The organism is Pseudomonas sp. C9 (assembly GCF_002000165.1).
Taxonomy (GTDB): Bacteria; Pseudomonadota; Gammaproteobacteria; order Pseudomonadales; family Pseudomonadaceae; genus Aquipseudomonas.
Map to the genome: position 1 here is coordinate 2,912,567 of NZ_MPAK01000001.1, position 16,354 is coordinate 2,928,920.

The following is a 16,354-nucleotide window of genomic DNA, read 5'->3' on the forward strand; positions in this document are numbered from 1 at the left end:
AGCCGGTGTCGCTGTCAGGGATGCAGTTGGCGCGATGGGTACGGTAGCGGTCGCTGACAGACGAGGACTGTCACACTTATTTGTTAGCGTCGATGTCTTTCACATTCAGGGAGAGTCGTCGATGAAATTCATACCAAAAATACTGGCTGCAGCAATTTGCCTGGGCCTTGCCGGCCAGGTTTTCGCGACCGATTTGAAACACTGGCCTGCCGATCAGGCCAAGGCGCTGGACGCAATGATTGCCGCCAACGCCAACAAAGGTAACTACGCGGTGTTCGACATGGACAACACCAGTTACCGCTACGATCTGGAAGAGTCGTTGCTGCCGTACATGGAGAACAAGGGCCTGATCACCCGCGAGAAACTCGACCCCTCCCTGAAACTGATGCCCTTCAAAGACACTGCCGATCACAAGGAAAGCCTGTTCAGTTACTACTATCGCCTCTGCGAAGTCGACGACATGGTCTGCTATCCATGGGTCGCCCAAGTGTTCTCCGGCTTTACCCTCAAAGAACTCAAAGGCTATGTCGACGAGATGATGGCGTCCGGCAAACCGGTGCCGGCGACTTATTACGAAGGCGACGTGGTCAAGAATCTCGACGTCAACCCGCCGAAAATCTTCACTGGTCAGAAAGAGCTGTACAACAAGCTGATGGAGAACGGCATCGAGGTCTACGTAATGACCGCCGCCTCTGAAGAACTGGTGCGCATGGTCGCTTCCGATCCGAAGTACGGCTACAACGTCAAACCGCAGAACGTGATCGGCGTGAGCCTTCTGCTCAAGGACCCCAAGTCCGGCGAGTTGACCACTGCGCGCAAACAGATCACCGCGGGCAAATACGACGAGAAGGCTAACCTTGGTCTTGAACTGACCCCATACCTGTGGACCCCGGCAACCTGGATGGCCGGCAAGCAAGCCGCGATCCTGACCTACATCGATCAGTGGAAAAAGCCGGTGCTGGTCGGCGGCGACACCCCGAGCAGTGACGGTTACATGCTGTTCCATAGCGTCGACGTGAAAAAGGGCGGCATCCACTTGTGGGTCAACCGCAAAGACAAATACATGACCCAGATTAACGGCATGATGGCCACAAACGCTGCGGCCCAGGCCAAGGAAGGACTGGAAGTTACGGCGGACAAGAACTGGGTGATCGTCAAGCCTGAGGAAATTCAATAACACCGACGATGGGGCCGTTATGTTCAACCATTAAATCGGTCAGACAAAAAAATGCCCCGCACTTGGCGGGGCATTTTTATTTCTACGACTGACGTTTACAGACCGTCGAGCATCGCCTTGTTACGCACGGCACCCTTGTCGGCGCTGGTCGCCAGCAGGGCGTAGGCTTTCAGGGCGGTGGTGACCTTGCGTGGACGTTTTTCCACAGGCTTCCAGCCTTTTTGATCCTGCTCGGCACGGCGCCCGGCCAGTTCTTCGTCGCTGACCAACAGGTTGATCGAACGGTTCGGAATGTCGATCAGCACCTTGTCGCCGTCCTGCACCAGACCAATCGCGCCGCCAGCAGCGGCTTCTGGCGAAGCGTGGCCGATGGACAGGCCCGAAGTGCCGCCAGAGAAGCGACCGTCGGTGAGCAGGGCGCAGGCTTTGCCCAGACCTTTGGATTTCAGGTAGGACGTCGGGTAAAGCATTTCCTGCATGCCTGGGCCGCCTTTCGGGCCTTCGTAACGAATGATCACGATGTCGCCGGCCTTCACTTCGTCAGCGAGGATGCCGCGCACGGCGCTGTCCTGGCTTTCGAAGATCTTCGCGTTGCCTTCGAAGACGTGGATCGATTCGTCGACGCCTGCGGTTTTCACCACACAGCCATCGAGCGCGATGTTGCCGTACAGGACGGCCAGGCCGCCTTCTTTCGAGTAAGCGTGTTCAACGCTACGGATACAGCCGTTTTCACGGTCGTCATCCAGGGTTTCCCAGCGGGTCGACTGGCTGAACGCGGTTTGCGTCGGAATACCTGCCGGGCCGGCCTTGAAGAAGTGATGCACCGCTTCATCGTTGGTCTGGGTGATGTCCCACTTGGCAATACCTTCAGCCAGGGTCTTGCTGTGCACGGTCGGCAGGTCGGTGTGCAGCAAACCGCCACGGGCCAGCGAGCCAAGGATGCTGAAGATCCCGCCGGCACGGTGCACGTCTTCCATGTGGTACTTCTGGATGTTCGGCGCGACCTTGCACAGTTGCGGAACGTGACGGGACAGACGGTCGATGTCGCGCAGGTCGAAATCGATCTCGGCTTCCTGGGCCGCGGCCAGCAAGTGCAGGATGGTGTTGGTGGAGCCGCCCATGGCGATGTCCAGCGTCATGGCGTTTTCGAACGCCTTGAAGTTGGCAATGTTGCGCGGCAAGACCGATTCGTCGTTCTCGCCGTAGTAACGCTTGCACAACTCGACGATGGTGCGACCGGCTTGCAGGAACAACTGCTCGCGGTCGCTGTGGGTGGCCAGGGTCGAACCGTTGCCCGGCAATGCCAGACCCAGGGCTTCGACCAGGCAGTTCATCGAGTTGGCGGTGAACATGCCGGAGCACGAACCGCACGTCGGGCAGGCGCTGCGCTCGTACTCAGCGACTTTCTCGTCAGAAGCGCTGGAGTCGGCGGCGATCACCATGGCATCGACGAGGTCGAGACCGTGGCTGGCCAGTTTGGTCTTGCCGGCTTCCATCGGGCCGCCGGAAACGAAGATCACCGGGATGTTCAGGCGCAGAGAGGCCATCAACATGCCAGGGGTGATCTTGTCGCAGTTGGAAATGCAGACGATGGCGTCGGCGCAGTGGGCGTTGACCATGTACTCGACGGAGTCGGCGATGATCTCGCGGCTCGGCAGCGAATACAGCATGCCGTCATGACCCATGGCGATGCCGTCATCGACAGCGATGGTGTTGAATTCTTTGGCGACACCGCCAGCGCGTTCGATTTCGCGGGCGACCAGTTGACCCAGGTCCTTGAGGTGGACATGACCAGGTACGAACTGGGTGAAGGAGTTTGCAATGGCGATGATCGGCTTTTTGAAGTCGTCATCTTTCATCCCCGTGGCGCGCCACAATGCGCGGGCACCGGCCATGTTGCGGCCATGGGTGGATGTTTTCGAGCGGTAATCAGGCATGAAGCACTCCGGGCGGCTAATCAGGTATCAAAAGGGAAGTGAGCTTCTATTGACGTCTGGAACACTCAGAAATGGCCGTGTGTCCGGAAGTTGCCGATAACTTTGCGGGATCGCCGCGCGCTTCAGCTTGAGCTCATAAACCCGCCGGGGGATGACTGGCGATGAATGTCGCGATTCTACACGGCTGGCGTCAGGAGGGAATGCCGGCAAGCGTTGATCCCGTGCTGACGGAGCGGGCGAGATGACGACTGGCACGTATCACCCGGTATTGAGTGCCTGTTGCGTCTTGTAGTTGATGACTGCGTTCACCCCAAGCCCTGTAACGCTCAGTGCCAGGAAGCCAAGGGCCAGAGCCGTGGTCAGGTTTTCGGGCGTCAGGTTGATCACCGAGCTGATGACGCCGCCGAACATGAAAATCAGCATGGCCCCGACCGAAGTGGAGGCCCCGGCATTCTCTGGGTGAAGACTCATCGCTTTGGAATTGGCGATTGGCCTGGCGATGGTGGTGCCGACGGTGCAAACCAGCATCGAAATCAACACCGTCGCCGCTGAAAGACCGAAGTGGCGAGTCAGCCACAGCATGATTGCGCCTGACACGGCGATCAGGCCCAGGCCGATAATGATCTGGGTGTTGGCTTGCAGGTATCGATGCAGCACGCTGGCTAATACCCCGCCCAATACGTACGCGACGCCATACAGCAGCAACGCACAGGCGAACTCATACGGTGAGAGCGCCAGGCGTTCCATGAAAATGATGGGCGAAGAAACGATGAACGAAAAATGGCAGGCGAAGGCGAGCGCCGAAATCAACCAGTACCCCATGAAACGTCCATCCGAGCACAAGCGCCAATAAGCATTGAAAAACCCTGTGTGGGATGGCTTGCGCACTGGTGGAGTGTCCTTGAGTAGCCAATAGGCGCCGTACCCGGCAACACTCGACAGAGCAATGAATACATAGAAACTGCCTTGCCAGCCAAGGCACGATTGCAGCCAGGTCCCCAACAGGGGCGAAACTGAAATGAACACTCCGCCCCCTGTCACCATCCAGATCCTGATGCGCTCCCGTTCACGACCGACGAACAGATCCTGAATCAGTGCCTGCGACAATGAAAATGCCCCGCAACCCATTGCCTGAACCATGCGAAATCCCAGGAACCAGCGGTAGTCGCTGGCGAACACGCAGCCAACCGCTCCAATAGCCGCGACAGCCATGCCTCCCAGCAGCAGCGTCTTGCGTCCCCACACATCCGATATTGGCCCGACCAGCATCACAGACAGTGCCAGACTGATGGCAAACACGCTGACAGACAGGGAAATTCCGGACGGTGAGGTCTGAAAGTAATCAGCCAGATGGGGGAAGGACGGGAGCACGACGTCGAGGGGGAAGACACCCAGCAGCGTCATGGTCATCAACAGCGTGACGGTGGCCCGACGTTTCTTGACGCTGGCCGCATCGTTTCCTTTATTCATCAAGAAGCCCGGCGCGGGTAAAGAGTTTCCGATTGCAAGGCAGATCGAAGAACCCGGCTTTTTCCAAGGCGCCCAGGGTGGCGCTGGCCCCCGAGCGGACACGTTGCAGAGTGGCTTGCGCGTCGGACAGCCCTTCGATGATTTCCAGGCAGGCTGTCTCGCTGAGGCCGACAAAGCGAAGGCTCAACTTCAGCCAACGCTCATCGACTTCAAAGAAAACCCGAATGAGCTCCGGCAGCAGACTCGCGCAGAACATCCGTTGCGCGCTGTTCAAGTGCAGCCACAGATAATGGAAAACTTCGCAGAAATAGCGACTGTGTCGTGCCTCGTCGGCAAGGTGATCCCTGAGCATTTCCTGAACGCCATCCACCAAGGCGTCGCGACAGATGTCGAGCAGATCCTTGGCGATGATCGTCTCGGAGACGAAGCCGGCGAGGAACCAGGCCAGTGATTTGTGCCTGTCCGGTGTGCGCTCGAGCAGGGCCTGCAGTCGGATGATTCGCTGCGGCATGACGGGCCGATCGAACATGCCGTAGAACGCGGCAATCTGTTCGGCGAGGCTATTGGAAACGAGGGCGTGATACCCCTCGTCGGTGTAGAGCTGCAATGCGGCGTTTTTCATCCGCCGGGGAATGCACACACCGAGGTCGTCATGGACGATGGTTTCGACAGATCGATTGACGATGCGGTGTTCGAGCAGGGTGGTGTAGTCGAGGAAGTACACCAGATGATTGGCCGATAATCGATGAGTGATCGCCCGCCCTGCGGTTTTGACGGACGGGTGATTCAAATAAGACAGGAAGGCCGGCGGGAACCAATGCCGGGTTTGCAGTTGCTGCTCAATCTCCGGCGGCAATAAATAGGTGTGCTTACTGGTTCGAACTGCGGCGCGGTTATCCCAGTCGCCGAGGGTGAAGCGATCAGCCCAGCCGGTGGGAAGTGTTGCCTGTTCATGGCGCGAGTCGGTCATGATGGCGAGTCCTGACGGCTCAGCAGCGCTTTCAATTCCTTGCACAGCGCCTCCCCGTCGCTCTTGCCACAACCGACAAAAAACAAGGGCTGTTCGGGGTTGTCATTGAGTCCCAGCAGTGTTTCAACCTGATCGTCCGTCAGCGCTCCGGTCAGCCAAGTGTTCAGGCCCAGCGAGGTGGCCACCAGCTGGAAGGTCTGGGAAATATGCCCGGCTTCAACGTAGGCCATTCGATAGGCACGCGAGTGTTCATATTTCCACCACAACTTGTCGAACCGACTGGTGATGAACAGACCCACTGGCAGGTTATTAATGAAGTGTTGCCCGCACAGCAATTGCCCCAACGGTCGGCCGGGCAGTGGATTGACGAATCTCAGCGCATGTCCGGTTGGAAGGTAGGCATAGAGCCCGGGATTCAGGCCAATGACATTCTGTACCAGCAGGAAACCTTCGCAGGCGTTGAGCCCACCCCCGGATGGACTGGTACGTCGGGCGCCCAGCCCTTCGACACAGTTTTCATCGATGGTATCTTCACGTTCTCGCAGGTAGCCCAGGGACAGGTATAGCAGCGTGCTGACCACCTCAAGTGAGAGGGCATCCCCGGTGAAGGTACGGCAGGTTTTCCGATCGATCAGGGTGTTTGCCAGAGAGCCTTCCGGCAGGCATGAAGGTTTCGGCAGCTCAATCAGTTCGCCTGCCAGACGTTCGACAAGCCTGTTGTCGGGAGCCGGTGTGGCCAACACTTCGCTGCAATGGTCCAGATACTCTCTGGACCATTCATGAATATTTTGTGGAGTATGTTTGCAGGGAATGTTCTTGGTGCCGATATGGAATATTTTCGACAGTTCATCCCAGCCCCATTCAATAATGGCGGGTGTTGAAAGTGTAAGTATTCCTGCGTCAAGAAGTTGTGTGTCTATTCTGTTGCTGCTATTGAATTTGCCCGGATTGCTGATAAGTTCTGCAAGTCGGGTTGAATGCTCAAGATCCAGTTCGTATTGTTTGTGGTTTTTGTAGTCCCAAACTATTTGTCCGGGCGTGCGCGGGAGTATGAAGAGATGAGGGTTTATCTGCATGATAGGCGTTTTGCTCTGGAGTTTTTCATAAAGAACGCTGGGTAGCCGGCACTCCCCAGCGCTTCATTTACTTAGCGGTTTTTTGGGGCAACCAGAAAAGACAGATTGGCGATGCTGTTAGCTTCCAGAGTAATTGCTTTCATGTTTTGAATTCCTTGTCATTGATAGTGAGTGTCACTTCTGTGTGACAACTTAATCATAGTTGTTAATGAGTCCTTATCAAGGGGAGATTGAGTAGGAAGGTTCTAGTAGTTTTGTCAGATCAGTCGCGGGTAAGGCGGGATTTTGTAAGGCGTATTCTCTGAAATAAAAAATGCGGAGAAACGTCCTGCAAGTCGCACGGATTGCAAGTGTAGGAAGTTGTAAGTTTGAATATCGAATAATAGAACGGGGAACCGAGTGGTTCCCCGTCAAACCGGCCTTATCAGCTGTTTGGCAGCAGGCGGCAGGTGATGCTTTTGATGTAGCGGGTTTCGGCGATGGCCGGGTGAACCGGGTGGTCCGGACCCTGAGCGCCACGCTCCAGCAGCTGGATGTTGCGGTCCAGGTGGCGGGCGCTGGTCAGCAGGATGTTTTGCAGGTCGTCTTCGGGCAGGTGCATCGAGCACGAAGCGCTCACCAGGATGCCGTCCTTGCTGAGCAGGCGCATGGCTTGCTCGTTCAGGCGACGATAGGCGCCTTCGCCATTTTTCATGTCTTTCTTGCGCTTGATGAATGCCGGAGGGTCGGCCACGATCACGTCGAAACGCTCTTCGCTGGCTTTCAACTCTTTCAGGGCTTCGAACACGTCGCCTTCAATGCAGGTCATTTTGTCGGCGAAACCGTTCAGCGCGGCGTTGCGCTCGACGCCGTCGAGGGCGAAGGCTGACGCATCGACGCAGAACACTTCACTGGCGCCGAACGCGGCCGCTTGCACGCCCCATCCGCCGATGTAGCTGTAGAGGTCCAGCACGCGTTTGCCTTTGGCATACGGGGCCAGGCGAGCGCGGTTCATGCGGTGGTCGTAGAACCAGCCGGTTTTCTGGCCTTGCATGACCGGCGCTTCGAATTTCACGCCGTTTTCTTCCAGCGCCACCCACTCCGGCACCAGACCGAACACGGTTTCGACGTAGCGGTTGAGGCCTTCGGCATCACGGGCAGCGGAGTCGTTCTTGAACAGAATGCCGCTTGGCTTGAGCACTTGGGTCAACGCGGCGATCACGTCTTCTTTATGAGCTTCCATGGTCGCCGAGGCGATCTGCACCACGAGGATGTCGCCAAAACGGTCGACCACCAGACCCGGCAGCAGGTCGGAATCACCGTAGACGAGGCGATAGAACGGCTTGTCAAACAGACGATCGCGCAGCGACAGGGCGACGTTGATACGGTGAACGAGCAACGACTTGTCCAGCGGCAACTTGATGTCACGCGACAGCAGACGGGCGCAGATCAGGTTGTTCGGGCTCATGGCCACGATGCCCAGCGGCTTGCCGCCGGCTGCTTCGAGGATCGCCTGATCGCCGGCCTTGAAACCGTGCAAAGGCGTGGCGGCTACATCGATTTCGTTGCTGTAGACCCACAAGTGGCCGTTGCGCAGGCGACGGTCGGCGTTGGCTTTGAGGCGCAGGCTAGGCAGGGACATGACGTCGCTCCGGAAAAAAGAGCGGGAGTATAGCGTGTTGCGCAAGGCCACGGTTTGGCGGATGGACATGCGGTGAAGGTCGCGGCTGAAGATGAAACTTCAACAGATGGACCGTCCAAGGTGTCGGATCCAACTTTTAGAAGCTAGAATCTGCGCCTGGCCCAGAGTGTGTACTTATGTCCCAAGAGCTGACTACCGAACAGATCCAACAGTCCCTGCAAGGCATCAGCGTGCCCGCACAGCCGCAAATCATGGTGGATTTGCAGATGGAGCAGTACATGCCCGATCCGGATCTGGAGGTGATTGCGAAGCTGATCTCCCAGGACCCCGGCCTCTCTGGCGCCTTGCTGAAGATCGTCAACTCGCCGTATTACGGCTTGAGCAACAAGATCACCTCGATCCAGCGTGCGGTGAACCTGCTGGGCAGTCGTTCAATCATCAACCTGATCAACGCGCAGTCGATCAAGGGTGAGATGAATGACGACACCATCGTTACCTTGAACCGTTTCTGGGACACGGCTCAAGACGTGGCGATGACCTGCCTGACGCTGGCCAAGCGCATTGGTGCGCAGGCCGGCGATGAAGCGTATGCCCTGGGGTTGTTCCACGATTGTGGCGTGCCGTTGATGCTTCAGCGTTTCCCTGAGTACATGACCGTGCTCGAACAGGCTTACGCCAATGCCGGCCCTGAGTGCCGAGTGGTGGACACCGAGAACCGGGTGTTCAACACCAACCACGCCGTGGTCGGCTACTACACTGCCAAGTCCTGGCGTCTGCCGGACCATGTGACCGCCGCTATCGCCAATCACCACAACGCGTTGGCGATCTTCAGCGATGAGTCGTCGCGCAATGCCCAGCTCAAGAACCTGCTGGCGATCCTGAAGATGGCCGAGCACATTTGTGCGTCCTACCGGGTGTTGGGCAACCAGACCGAAGACCACGAATGGAACAGCATCGGGCATCTGGTGCTCGACTATGTCGGCCTCTCGGACTACGACTTCGAGACGCTCAAGCAAACGATTCGCGACCTTGGCACTCACCGCTGAGTGTTGGATACCCTGATTCGAGTGCGCCATGCCTGAACTGCCAGAAGTCGAAACCACCCGCCGCGGGATTGCGCCGTACCTGGAAGGCCAGCGGGTCTGCCGGGTGATCGTGCGTGACCGGCGTTTGCGCTGGCCGATTCCCGAAGACCTCGATGTGCGCTTGTCCGGGCAGCGCATCGTGCTGGTGGAACGGCGTGCCAAGTACCTGCTGATCAATGCCGAAGTCGGCACACTGATCAGCCATTTGGGCATGTCGGGGAATTTACGCTTGGTGGAAGCCGGACTGCCGGCGGCCAAGCACGAGCATGTGGATATCGAGCTGGAGTCCGGGCTGGCGCTGCGTTACACCGACCCGCGCCGGTTTGGCGCAATGCTCTGGAGCCTCGACCCGCTTAACCACGAATTGTTGATTCGCCTGGGGCCGGAGCCGTTGACCGACCTGTTCGACGGTGAACGCCTGTTCCAGCAGTCGCGCGGGCGATCCATGGCGGTCAAGCCGTTCATCATGGATAACGCAGTGGTGGTAGGTGTCGGCAATATCTACGCGACTGAAGCGCTGTTCGCCGCCGGCATCGATCCGCGCCGCGAAGCCAAAAGCATCTCCCGGGCGCGATATTTGAAACTGGCGATCGAGATCAAACGCATCCTCGCCGCGGCCATCGAGCGTGGTGGCACCACCCTGCGCGACTTTATCGGGGGTGACGGTCAGCCGGGTTACTTCCAGCAGGAACTGTTTGTGTACGGTCGAGGCCATGAGCCCTGCAAGGTTTGCGGCACAGAACTGCGGGATGTGAAGCTAGGCCAGCGCGCCAGCGTCTTTTGCCCACGCTGTCAGAGCTGAAAAACCCCACGGTCTATAGTCAGTGTTCTCACTGCCTTGCATAAGGACCGTGCCATGAGTCTTTTTCGAACCCTTGCCGTTGTTTTGCTGCTGGGCGTGGGTACCTCCGCGCTGGCGTCCAGCAGTGGCAGTGGCGATCCGCTCTACACCATCCACAATCCTCCGGCGTACGCCATGATCGGTGATTTGCTGATTGCCCGACCTTTGTTGGTCGTCGCGACGGTGATCGGTGCGGGCGTGTTTGTGGTGTCTTTGCCGTTTACCGCGCTGGGTGGCGGGGTGGGCGATGCGGGACAGGCGTTGGTCGTTGATCCGGCGAAAGCCGCGTTCGTGCGCTGCCTGGGGTGTATCGGGGAGGGGTTTGAGCAGCAGGAATGAAGGCTGTGGGTTTTTCCGTGTGGCTGATGGCCTCATCGTCGGAACGCCGCCCGGAGCAAGCTCGGCTCCTACATCTATGGTTACCCCCTTTTCTGCAATACTGTTTTTGATGTCGTGTTTGGCTTGCTTTCATCTATCCGGCGTCTGAGTGGGGCTGTCACCCCGCGCCTCGATGAGAATCGATGCCCAACGACCCTAATTAGTTGAACGGCCTTACAGCCGTGTAGGAGCTCAGGGTTGTCGTCAGGCCGGTTGGCCGTTCACGTCATCAGTTATCCAGCATCGCAAAACCAGGTGTGATCGGGCCGACACACGGCATGGTCATCAAACGAGCCGCCAGATCATCTTCAGCGGCCCGGCATTCCACCTCCTTGTCCAGCGCTTTGACCTTCCCATCCAGATAGTTGAAGTGCTCATGCAGCCCCATCAGAATTTTTTTGATGGAGCCGGAAAATGAACTCATCTCAAGCAACGCTGGAAGTTCTTTGATGGATTTGAAGCCGGGAGCCAGGCTGATACCCACCTCCAGCAGGGCTGCATGAATCCGATTGACGGTGGCGGTACGGTCTTTGATGAAGGCATCGCGGGTGGAGTTGAGCATCGCCAGCGCCTGCTGAGCCTGGGTTTTGGGGGGCACGAAGCGCATTGTGGGGCGAGACGCCGCCTCGCAGATCGCTTCGGCATCAGCGAAGTCGTTCTTGTTGCTTTTCACGTAAGGGCGTACCAGATGTGGCGCAATAAGCTTGGGCGTATGCCCCAGCTTGGCGACCTCCTGTGCCATGAAGTGGGCGCCGCCACAGGCTTCCATCACGACGGTGCAGGGTTCCAGTTTCGCCAGATATTGGGTGAGCGCTGCCCGCGTAAACTTTTTGCGGTGAACCTCGTGGCCGCGATCATCTTGGGCATGCAGATGAAAGGAGTGTTTTCCGAGGTCGATGGCGGCAATAGCTACGTTGTTCATGGCAATGATCTCCGATGAGCCCCCTGTGAAAGCTTAGTGGGCGATCACAGGGGGCAGCGGGGGTAGCCATTTCATTAGTTGATCGCGTGAATCTGTAGGAGCCGAGCTTGCTCGCGATGGCGGCATGGCAGGCAGAAAAAATCTCAAGCCTTGCCAGTAATCTTCCGGTACTTCTCCATCAACTCGTCTTCAGTCTCCGGATGCGCTTCGTCCAGCGGAATGCAATCCACCGGGCACACTTGCTGGCACTGAGGTTCGTCGTAGTGGCCGACGCACTGTGTGCACAGGTTCGGGTCGATCACGTAGATCTCTTCGCCTTGGGAAATAGCGGCGTTCGGGCACTCGGGTTCGCAGACGTCGCAGTTGATGCAATCGTCGGTGATGATCAGGGACATGCTAACTCCAGCCAGGGCGACAGGCCCGGGCGCAATAAACCAATGCGCACAATTGTGCCGCATTGGCGCCCGCAGTGCACGCAGGCGCCGATTCAGCGGTCGTTACTTCTTGAAGCGCTCGGTGAGGGCATCCGCCACCGCAGGGTGGACGAACTTGGTGATATCGCCGCCAAGCGCTGCGATTTCACGGACCAGCGTCGAGGAAATGAACGAATAACGCTCGGACGGTGTAAGAAACAGGCTTTCTACATCCGGCGCCAGTTGACGGTTCATGTTGGCCAGCTGGAATTCGTATTCAAAGTCCGACACCGCGCGCAAGCCACGCAGGAACACGTTGGCGTTCTTCTCTTTGGCGAAGTGCGCGAGCAGCGTCGAGAAGCCGACGACTTCAACGTTCGGCAGGTGTTTTGTGACCTCGCGGGCCAGCTCCACACGTTGCTCCAGAGGAAACAACGGGTTTTTCTTCGGGCTGGCGGCGACGGCAATGATGACATGATCGAACAGGCGCGCGGCGCGTTCGACCAAGTCGCCATGGCCCTTGGTAATAGGGTCGAAGGTACCTGGGTACAACACTCGGTTCATCGCGTCGTCCTGGCGGGAGTCCGTTGGGGAGTCGGATGGTATCGCAGCCTTCCCGGTCGGCCAAGTCGCCTGTTGGGTAAGAAAGCACTATAGACGATACGAATATTCTCCATTCTTATGGGTTTTTCAAACGTTCGGCCAGCGAAGTGGCCAATTGCGCTGTCAGCCCATAGACCGACAATTGCGGGTTCGCACCAATGCTGGTGGGAAACAGTGAGCCATCATGGATCGACAGATTGCTCAGCTGATGATGACGGCCAAGGCTGTCGGTCACGGCGTTTTTCGGGTCTTCGCCCATCGCGCAACCGCCCATCACATGGGCACTGCCCAGGCGTGTGCGATACAGCTCAAGACTCAAGCCATCGATCAGCGTGCGTGCTTCAGCCAGGGTTTTCACGTAGCGAGCGTCGGCGTGCATGGGCATGACCGCACTGGCGCCGCCGGCAAACTGGATCTCGGCCATGCTGTGAAAGGCTCGGCGCAGGCCCTCCCAGGCATAGGGCGAGACCTGATAGTCGAGCACCGGCGTATTGTCGCCGCGCAGCTCGACGCTACCGCCGGTGCTCTCTGGATGAAAACCGTCGCGCAACAGCGCCAGCATCGCATGGGTATGGGGCAGGTGCTCCATGTGCTGGGCGTTTTCCGTGCCGAAACCACCGAGCAGGGTCGTCGCCAGTGCCGGGTGCAGTGGCGGGACTTCAAGTTTGTAGGACATCTTGCCGGTGGTGCCGTCCTGCCATTGGAAATGGTCGGAATAGATCGACTGGGGCGCGCCGTAGAACGGGTTGACCACCTCGTCGAACAAGGCAGCGGACATGTTCACCAAATGCAAAAACGTTCGTTTGCCCAGGCGTTTATGGGGATCGGGCGCGTCGGAACGCAGGAGCAGCGCCGGGCTGTTGATGCCGCCGCCGGCCAATACGTAATGCCGCGCCTTGACCGTGATCGTGCGTCCGGTCGGCGCAACGCAACGGTCATCCATCGCTACGCATTGCAAGCCGGTGACTTTGCCATCCTTGATCGACAGCTGTTGCGCGCGGGCCAGGTACAACAGCTCGCCACCTTTTTCCAGCGTGGCGGGAATGGTCGTGACCAGCATCGATTGCTTGGCGTTGGTCGGGCAGCCCATGCCGCAATAGCCCAGGTTCCAGCAGCCACGCACGTTGCGCGGAATGACGTGCCAGCTGTAGCCGAGCTTTTCACAGCCTTTGCGGATCACGTCGTTGTTGGCGTTGGGCGGCACCCTCCACGGCGCGACACCGAGACGTTGTTCCATTTTCTCGAACCACGGCGCCATTTCGGCGGGGGAGTGGCCTTTGACATCGTGCTCCTTGGCCCAGTGTTCGAGCGTCGGGGTCGGCGTGCGAAAGCTCGACGTCCAGTTGATCAGCGTGGTGCCGCCCACGGCCCGGCCCTGGAGGATCGTGATCGCGCCATCCTTGCTCATGCGCCCGATGCCTTCCTGATAGAGGCTGGTGTAGGCCTGGTCTTCGAGCATCTTGAAGTCGCTGCTGGTCTTGAGCGGGCCTTCTTCGATCAGCAGCACTTTGTAACCGGCTGCACTGAGGATTTCAGCCGTGGTACCGCCGCCGGCACCGCTGCCGATGATCGCCACGTCCGCTTCGAGGGTCAGGTCTTGGGTCAGTTGCGAGCCATTGTAGGTTTTCCAGCCACGGGACAGGCCTTCTCGGAACGGATCGGGTACAGGCATCTTCAAGTTCTCTTTTTATTTTGTTTTTGGTGGTGAGGCGACTGGCGCCATCGTCGGAATGCCGCCCAGACCAAGCCCGGCTCCCACAGGATTTGAGGTGGGCCACCCTTTTATGAACGACTCAAACCCCTGTGGGAGCCGGGCTTGGTCTGGGCGGCATTCCGACGATGGGGGCGCCTCGATCTCAAACGGTAGGCGGCCCGGGATATCCGCAATGCACCCACGACTCCGCCCGGCTGTACCACGCCATCATCACCAGTTGCAGCAATGAGCTATGCCCCATGCGCAACAAGCTCAACGAGCTGTTTTCCCAGCGATCAAGAAAATGCCGGATCTCTTCGCTGCTGGCGTTTTCCCAGCTGCCCCAGATGCCGGTCAGCGGGCCGCGCGTCACCGTCATTCCCAGCACATCGAACAATTGCTGGGTCAGCTTGAGCATTTCCGGCGACAGGTGATTCAAGGCGTTATCCAGGCAGTGCAAGGTCTCGTCGACCGATGCCGGCATCTTTCCGGCGGCGACGCTGCCCTCGAGCATCACCGGGATCAGTGCGCGCAAAAACAGCAGGTCGCCGCTGCGCAGGATCACGAAGCCGTTCGCCGCAACACTCGACGAGCAGCCGGTGAGGCTCGCACCCAGTCCGGCGGTGGCGAGAAAGGCGGTGGCGCCGAGGCTGAATTTCAGCAGGCCGCGCCGTGACAGCGCGGGTGTATCGGTCAGGCTTGGGCTCATTATTGTTTTTACCCGGTGGTGGCGATCGTTAGCGGATGAACAGTTTCTGGATCAGTTTTTGAATGGACTTTCCGTACGGCGGGTAGATCAGTTTTGCTGCGTTGAACCGCTGCTTGATCAGTACACCTTTGGCCTTACTGAAGGTCAGGAAGCCTTCGTGGCCGTGGTAATGGCCCATGCCCGAAGCGCCGATACCGCCAAACGGCATGTCGTCTTGGGCGACATGGAGCAGGGTGTCATTGAGGCAAACCCCGCCGGAATGGGTTTCGTGGAGCACACGGTTTTGTTCACGCTTGTCGTAGCCGAAGTAGTACAGAGCCAGTGGGCGAGGGCGTTGGTTGATGTAGGCAAACGCCTCGTCCAGATGCTTGTACGGCACGATCGGCAGCAGCGGGCCGAAGATTTCGTCCTGCATCACCGTCATGTCGTCGGTGACATTGAGCAGCAGGCTGTGGCTCATGCGACGGCCCTGACCTTGATCGAACAGCGGGATCAGCAGCGCACCTTTGCTGGTGGCATCGCTGACGTAGCCGTTGAGGCGCGCCAGTTGCCGCTCGTTGATGATGGCGGTGTAGTCCGGGTTGTCAGCCAGTGTCGGATAAAAACCGCGAACCACCTGGCGATAGGCTTCGACAAACCCGCCCACGCGGTCTTCCGGCACCAGTACGTAGTCCGGGGCCACGCAGGTTTGCCCGGCGTTCAGGGTTTTGCCGAAGGCGATGCGTTCGGCGGCGTCTTTGAGGGGCACGTCGTGGGACACGATGGCCGGGGACTTGCCGCCGAGTTCCAAGGTGACCGGGGTGAGGTTCTCGGCCGCCGCACGCATCACGTGTTTGCCGATGCTGGTGGCACCGGTGAACAGCAGGTGATCGAAACGCAGGCGGGAGAATGCGACGCCGACATCGGCTTCGCCCAGCACCACGCAGACCAGGTCCTGAGGGAAGATCCGGGCGAACAGTTCCTTGAGCAGTGCACCGGTGGCGGGGGTTGATTCGCTGAGTTTGAGCATCACTCGGTTACCGGCCGACAGCGCGCCTACCAATGGACCGATGGCCAGGTACAACGGGTAGTTCCAGGGCACGATCACACCCACCACGCCCAGCGGTTGGTACACCACTTTGGCCGCCGCCGGCTGGAAAGCGATGCCCACTTTACGTCGCGAGGCCTTCATCCAGCCCTTGAGGTGCTGGCTGGCGTAATGGATGCCGTGAAGGCTGGGCATCAGTTCAGCGAGCAGGGTTTCGTCAGCGCTGCGGTGGCTGAAATCCTGGCTGATGGCCTCGATCAAGGCCTGACGTTCGCTGCTCAACAGATCGCGCAGGGCCTTCAGCCATTGCTGGCGCTGGGCGGCCGGCGGCATCGGGTTGGCGGCGTAAGCTGCGCGTTGCGCGTCGAACAGTGCCTGCATTTCTTCCAGAGGCTGATTCGAGCTCTGGAGGTAGGCGATGTCAGCAGTCAT

General features: G+C 58.6%; 15 protein-coding genes. 4 read left to right on the forward strand and 11 right to left on the reverse strand.

Translation table 11 applies throughout. The annotated features are described in order from the left end of the window. Positions 1 to 121: 121 nt before the first annotated feature. Positions 122 to 1,177, forward strand: coding sequence for a phosphorylcholine phosphatase (locus BMS17_RS13595; protein WP_046032332.1), 1,056 nt, complete (start codon positions 122 to 124; stop codon positions 1,175 to 1,177). Positions 1,178 to 1,272: 95 nt separating this feature from the next. Here BMS17_RS13595 and ilvD read toward each other — a convergent pair whose 3' ends face one another. The 5 genes from ilvD to BMS17_RS13620 form a co-directional block, all read right to left on the reverse strand. Beyond that, the gene (gene ilvD, locus BMS17_RS13600; RefSeq protein WP_046032333.1) at positions 1,273 to 3,114 is read right to left on the reverse strand and encodes a dihydroxy-acid dehydratase; all 1,842 of its coding nucleotides are present in this window, start codon (positions 3,112 to 3,114) and stop codon (positions 1,273 to 1,275) included. A gap of 258 nt (positions 3,115 to 3,372) precedes the next feature. After that, positions 3,373 to 4,584 carry an MFS transporter gene (locus tag BMS17_RS13605; RefSeq protein WP_077431097.1) on the reverse strand — a complete coding sequence of 404 codons (1,212 nt, stop codon included), beginning with the start codon at positions 4,582 to 4,584 and terminating at the stop codon, positions 3,373 to 3,375. Beyond that, a complete protein-coding gene (locus BMS17_RS13610; RefSeq protein WP_077431098.1) occupies positions 4,577 to 5,554 on the reverse strand; it encodes a diiron oxygenase in 978 nt (325 codons plus the stop codon). The genes BMS17_RS13605 and BMS17_RS13610 overlap by 8 nt, the downstream gene beginning before the upstream one ends. Further along, complete coding sequence (locus tag BMS17_RS13615; protein ID WP_046032336.1) at positions 5,551 to 6,630, reverse strand: SagB family peptide dehydrogenase; 1,080 nt, start codon at positions 6,628 to 6,630, stop codon at positions 5,551 to 5,553. Before BMS17_RS13615 ends, BMS17_RS13610 begins: the two co-directional genes overlap by 4 nt. A gap of 424 nt (positions 6,631 to 7,054) precedes the next feature. Then, positions 7,055 to 8,251, reverse strand: coding sequence for a class I SAM-dependent rRNA methyltransferase (locus BMS17_RS13620; RefSeq protein ID WP_007945535.1), 1,197 nt, complete (start codon positions 8,249 to 8,251; stop codon positions 7,055 to 7,057). Positions 8,252 to 8,481: 230 nt separating this feature from the next. On the opposite strand from BMS17_RS13620, the gene BMS17_RS13625 reads away from it, so the two are divergent. The 3 genes from BMS17_RS13625 to BMS17_RS13635 are packed head-to-tail and all read left to right on the forward strand — an operon-like array spanning position 8,482 to position 10,516. Then, positions 8,482 to 9,297, forward strand: coding sequence for an HDOD domain-containing protein (locus BMS17_RS13625; RefSeq protein ID WP_175649028.1), 816 nt, complete (start codon positions 8,482 to 8,484; stop codon positions 9,295 to 9,297). Positions 9,298 to 9,325: 28 nt separating this feature from the next. Then, positions 9,326 to 10,138 (forward strand): bifunctional DNA-formamidopyrimidine glycosylase/DNA-(apurinic or apyrimidinic site) lyase, encoded by an 813-nt coding sequence (gene mutM, locus BMS17_RS13630; RefSeq protein WP_046032338.1) that lies wholly within the window; start codon positions 9,326 to 9,328, stop codon positions 10,136 to 10,138. Positions 10,139 to 10,192: 54 nt separating this feature from the next. Further along, positions 10,193 to 10,516 (forward strand): hypothetical protein, encoded by a 324-nt coding sequence (locus tag BMS17_RS13635; RefSeq protein WP_046032339.1) that lies wholly within the window; start codon positions 10,193 to 10,195, stop codon positions 10,514 to 10,516. Between the two features lie 268 nt (positions 10,517 to 10,784). On the opposite strand, the gene BMS17_RS13640 is transcribed toward BMS17_RS13635, so the two are convergent. The 6 genes from BMS17_RS13640 to BMS17_RS13665 form a co-directional block, all read right to left on the reverse strand. Next, complete coding sequence (locus BMS17_RS13640) at positions 10,785 to 11,477, reverse strand: IS110 family transposase (protein WP_256577177.1); 693 nt, start codon at positions 11,475 to 11,477, stop codon at positions 10,785 to 10,787. A gap of 143 nt (positions 11,478 to 11,620) precedes the next feature. Beyond that, positions 11,621 to 11,872: a YfhL family 4Fe-4S dicluster ferredoxin gene (locus tag BMS17_RS13645; protein ID WP_007945532.1), complete on the reverse strand. Its 252-nt coding sequence runs from the start codon at positions 11,870 to 11,872 to the stop codon at positions 11,621 to 11,623. Positions 11,873 to 11,974: 102 nt separating this feature from the next. After that, a complete protein-coding gene (coaD, locus tag BMS17_RS13650) occupies positions 11,975 to 12,454 on the reverse strand; it encodes a pantetheine-phosphate adenylyltransferase (RefSeq protein ID WP_007945531.1) in 480 nt (159 codons plus the stop codon). A 115-nt stretch (positions 12,455 to 12,569) separates the two neighbouring features. Beyond that, on the reverse strand, positions 12,570 to 14,165 hold the full coding sequence (locus BMS17_RS13655; protein ID WP_077431099.1) for a GMC family oxidoreductase: 1,596 nt from the start codon (positions 14,163 to 14,165) through the stop codon (positions 12,570 to 12,572). Positions 14,166 to 14,349: 184 nt separating this feature from the next. Then, the gene (locus BMS17_RS13660) at positions 14,350 to 14,895 is read right to left on the reverse strand and encodes a hypothetical protein (protein WP_046029691.1); all 546 of its coding nucleotides are present in this window, start codon (positions 14,893 to 14,895) and stop codon (positions 14,350 to 14,352) included. A gap of 28 nt (positions 14,896 to 14,923) precedes the next feature. Next, the gene (locus tag BMS17_RS13665; protein WP_046029692.1) at positions 14,924 to 16,354 is read right to left on the reverse strand and encodes a coniferyl aldehyde dehydrogenase; all 1,431 of its coding nucleotides are present in this window, start codon (positions 16,352 to 16,354) and stop codon (positions 14,924 to 14,926) included.

What these genes read in the sequence shown, in the direction of transcription:
- BMS17_RS13595 (WP_046032332.1), top strand. Translation starts at nt 122, where the DNA reads ATGAAATTCATACCAAAAATACTGGCTGCAGCAATTTGCCTGGGCCTT.
- ilvD (WP_046032333.1), bottom strand. Translation starts at nt 3,114, where the DNA reads ATGCCTGATTACCGCTCGAAAACATCCACCCATGGCCGCAACATGGCC.
- BMS17_RS13605 (WP_077431097.1), bottom strand. Translation starts at nt 4,584, where the DNA reads ATGAATAAAGGAAACGATGCGGCCAGCGTCAAGAAACGTCGGGCCACC.
- BMS17_RS13610 (WP_077431098.1), bottom strand. Translation starts at nt 5,554, where the DNA reads ATGACCGACTCGCGCCATGAACAGGCAACACTTCCCACCGGCTGGGCT.
- BMS17_RS13615 (WP_046032336.1), bottom strand. Translation starts at nt 6,630, where the DNA reads ATGCAGATAAACCCTCATCTCTTCATACTCCCGCGCACGCCCGGACAA.
- BMS17_RS13620 (WP_007945535.1), bottom strand. Translation starts at nt 8,251, where the DNA reads ATGTCCCTGCCTAGCCTGCGCCTCAAAGCCAACGCCGACCGTCGCCTG.
- mutM (WP_046032338.1), top strand. Translation starts at nt 9,326, where the DNA reads ATGCCTGAACTGCCAGAAGTCGAAACCACCCGCCGCGGGATTGCGCCG.
- BMS17_RS13635 (WP_046032339.1), top strand. Translation starts at nt 10,193, where the DNA reads ATGAGTCTTTTTCGAACCCTTGCCGTTGTTTTGCTGCTGGGCGTGGGT.
- BMS17_RS13640 (WP_256577177.1), bottom strand. Translation starts at nt 11,477, where the DNA reads ATGAACAACGTAGCTATTGCCGCCATCGACCTCGGAAAACACTCCTTT.
- BMS17_RS13645 (WP_007945532.1), bottom strand. Translation starts at nt 11,872, where the DNA reads ATGTCCCTGATCATCACCGACGATTGCATCAACTGCGACGTCTGCGAA.
- coaD (WP_007945531.1), bottom strand. Translation starts at nt 12,454, where the DNA reads ATGAACCGAGTGTTGTACCCAGGTACCTTCGACCCTATTACCAAGGGC.
- BMS17_RS13655 (WP_077431099.1), bottom strand. Translation starts at nt 14,165, where the DNA reads ATGCCTGTACCCGATCCGTTCCGAGAAGGCCTGTCCCGTGGCTGGAAA.
- BMS17_RS13660 (WP_046029691.1), bottom strand. Translation starts at nt 14,895, where the DNA reads ATGAGCCCAAGCCTGACCGATACACCCGCGCTGTCACGGCGCGGCCTG.
- BMS17_RS13665 (WP_046029692.1), bottom strand. Translation starts at nt 16,354, where the DNA reads ATGACTGCTGACATCGCCTACCTCCAGAGCTCGAATCAGCCTCTGGAA.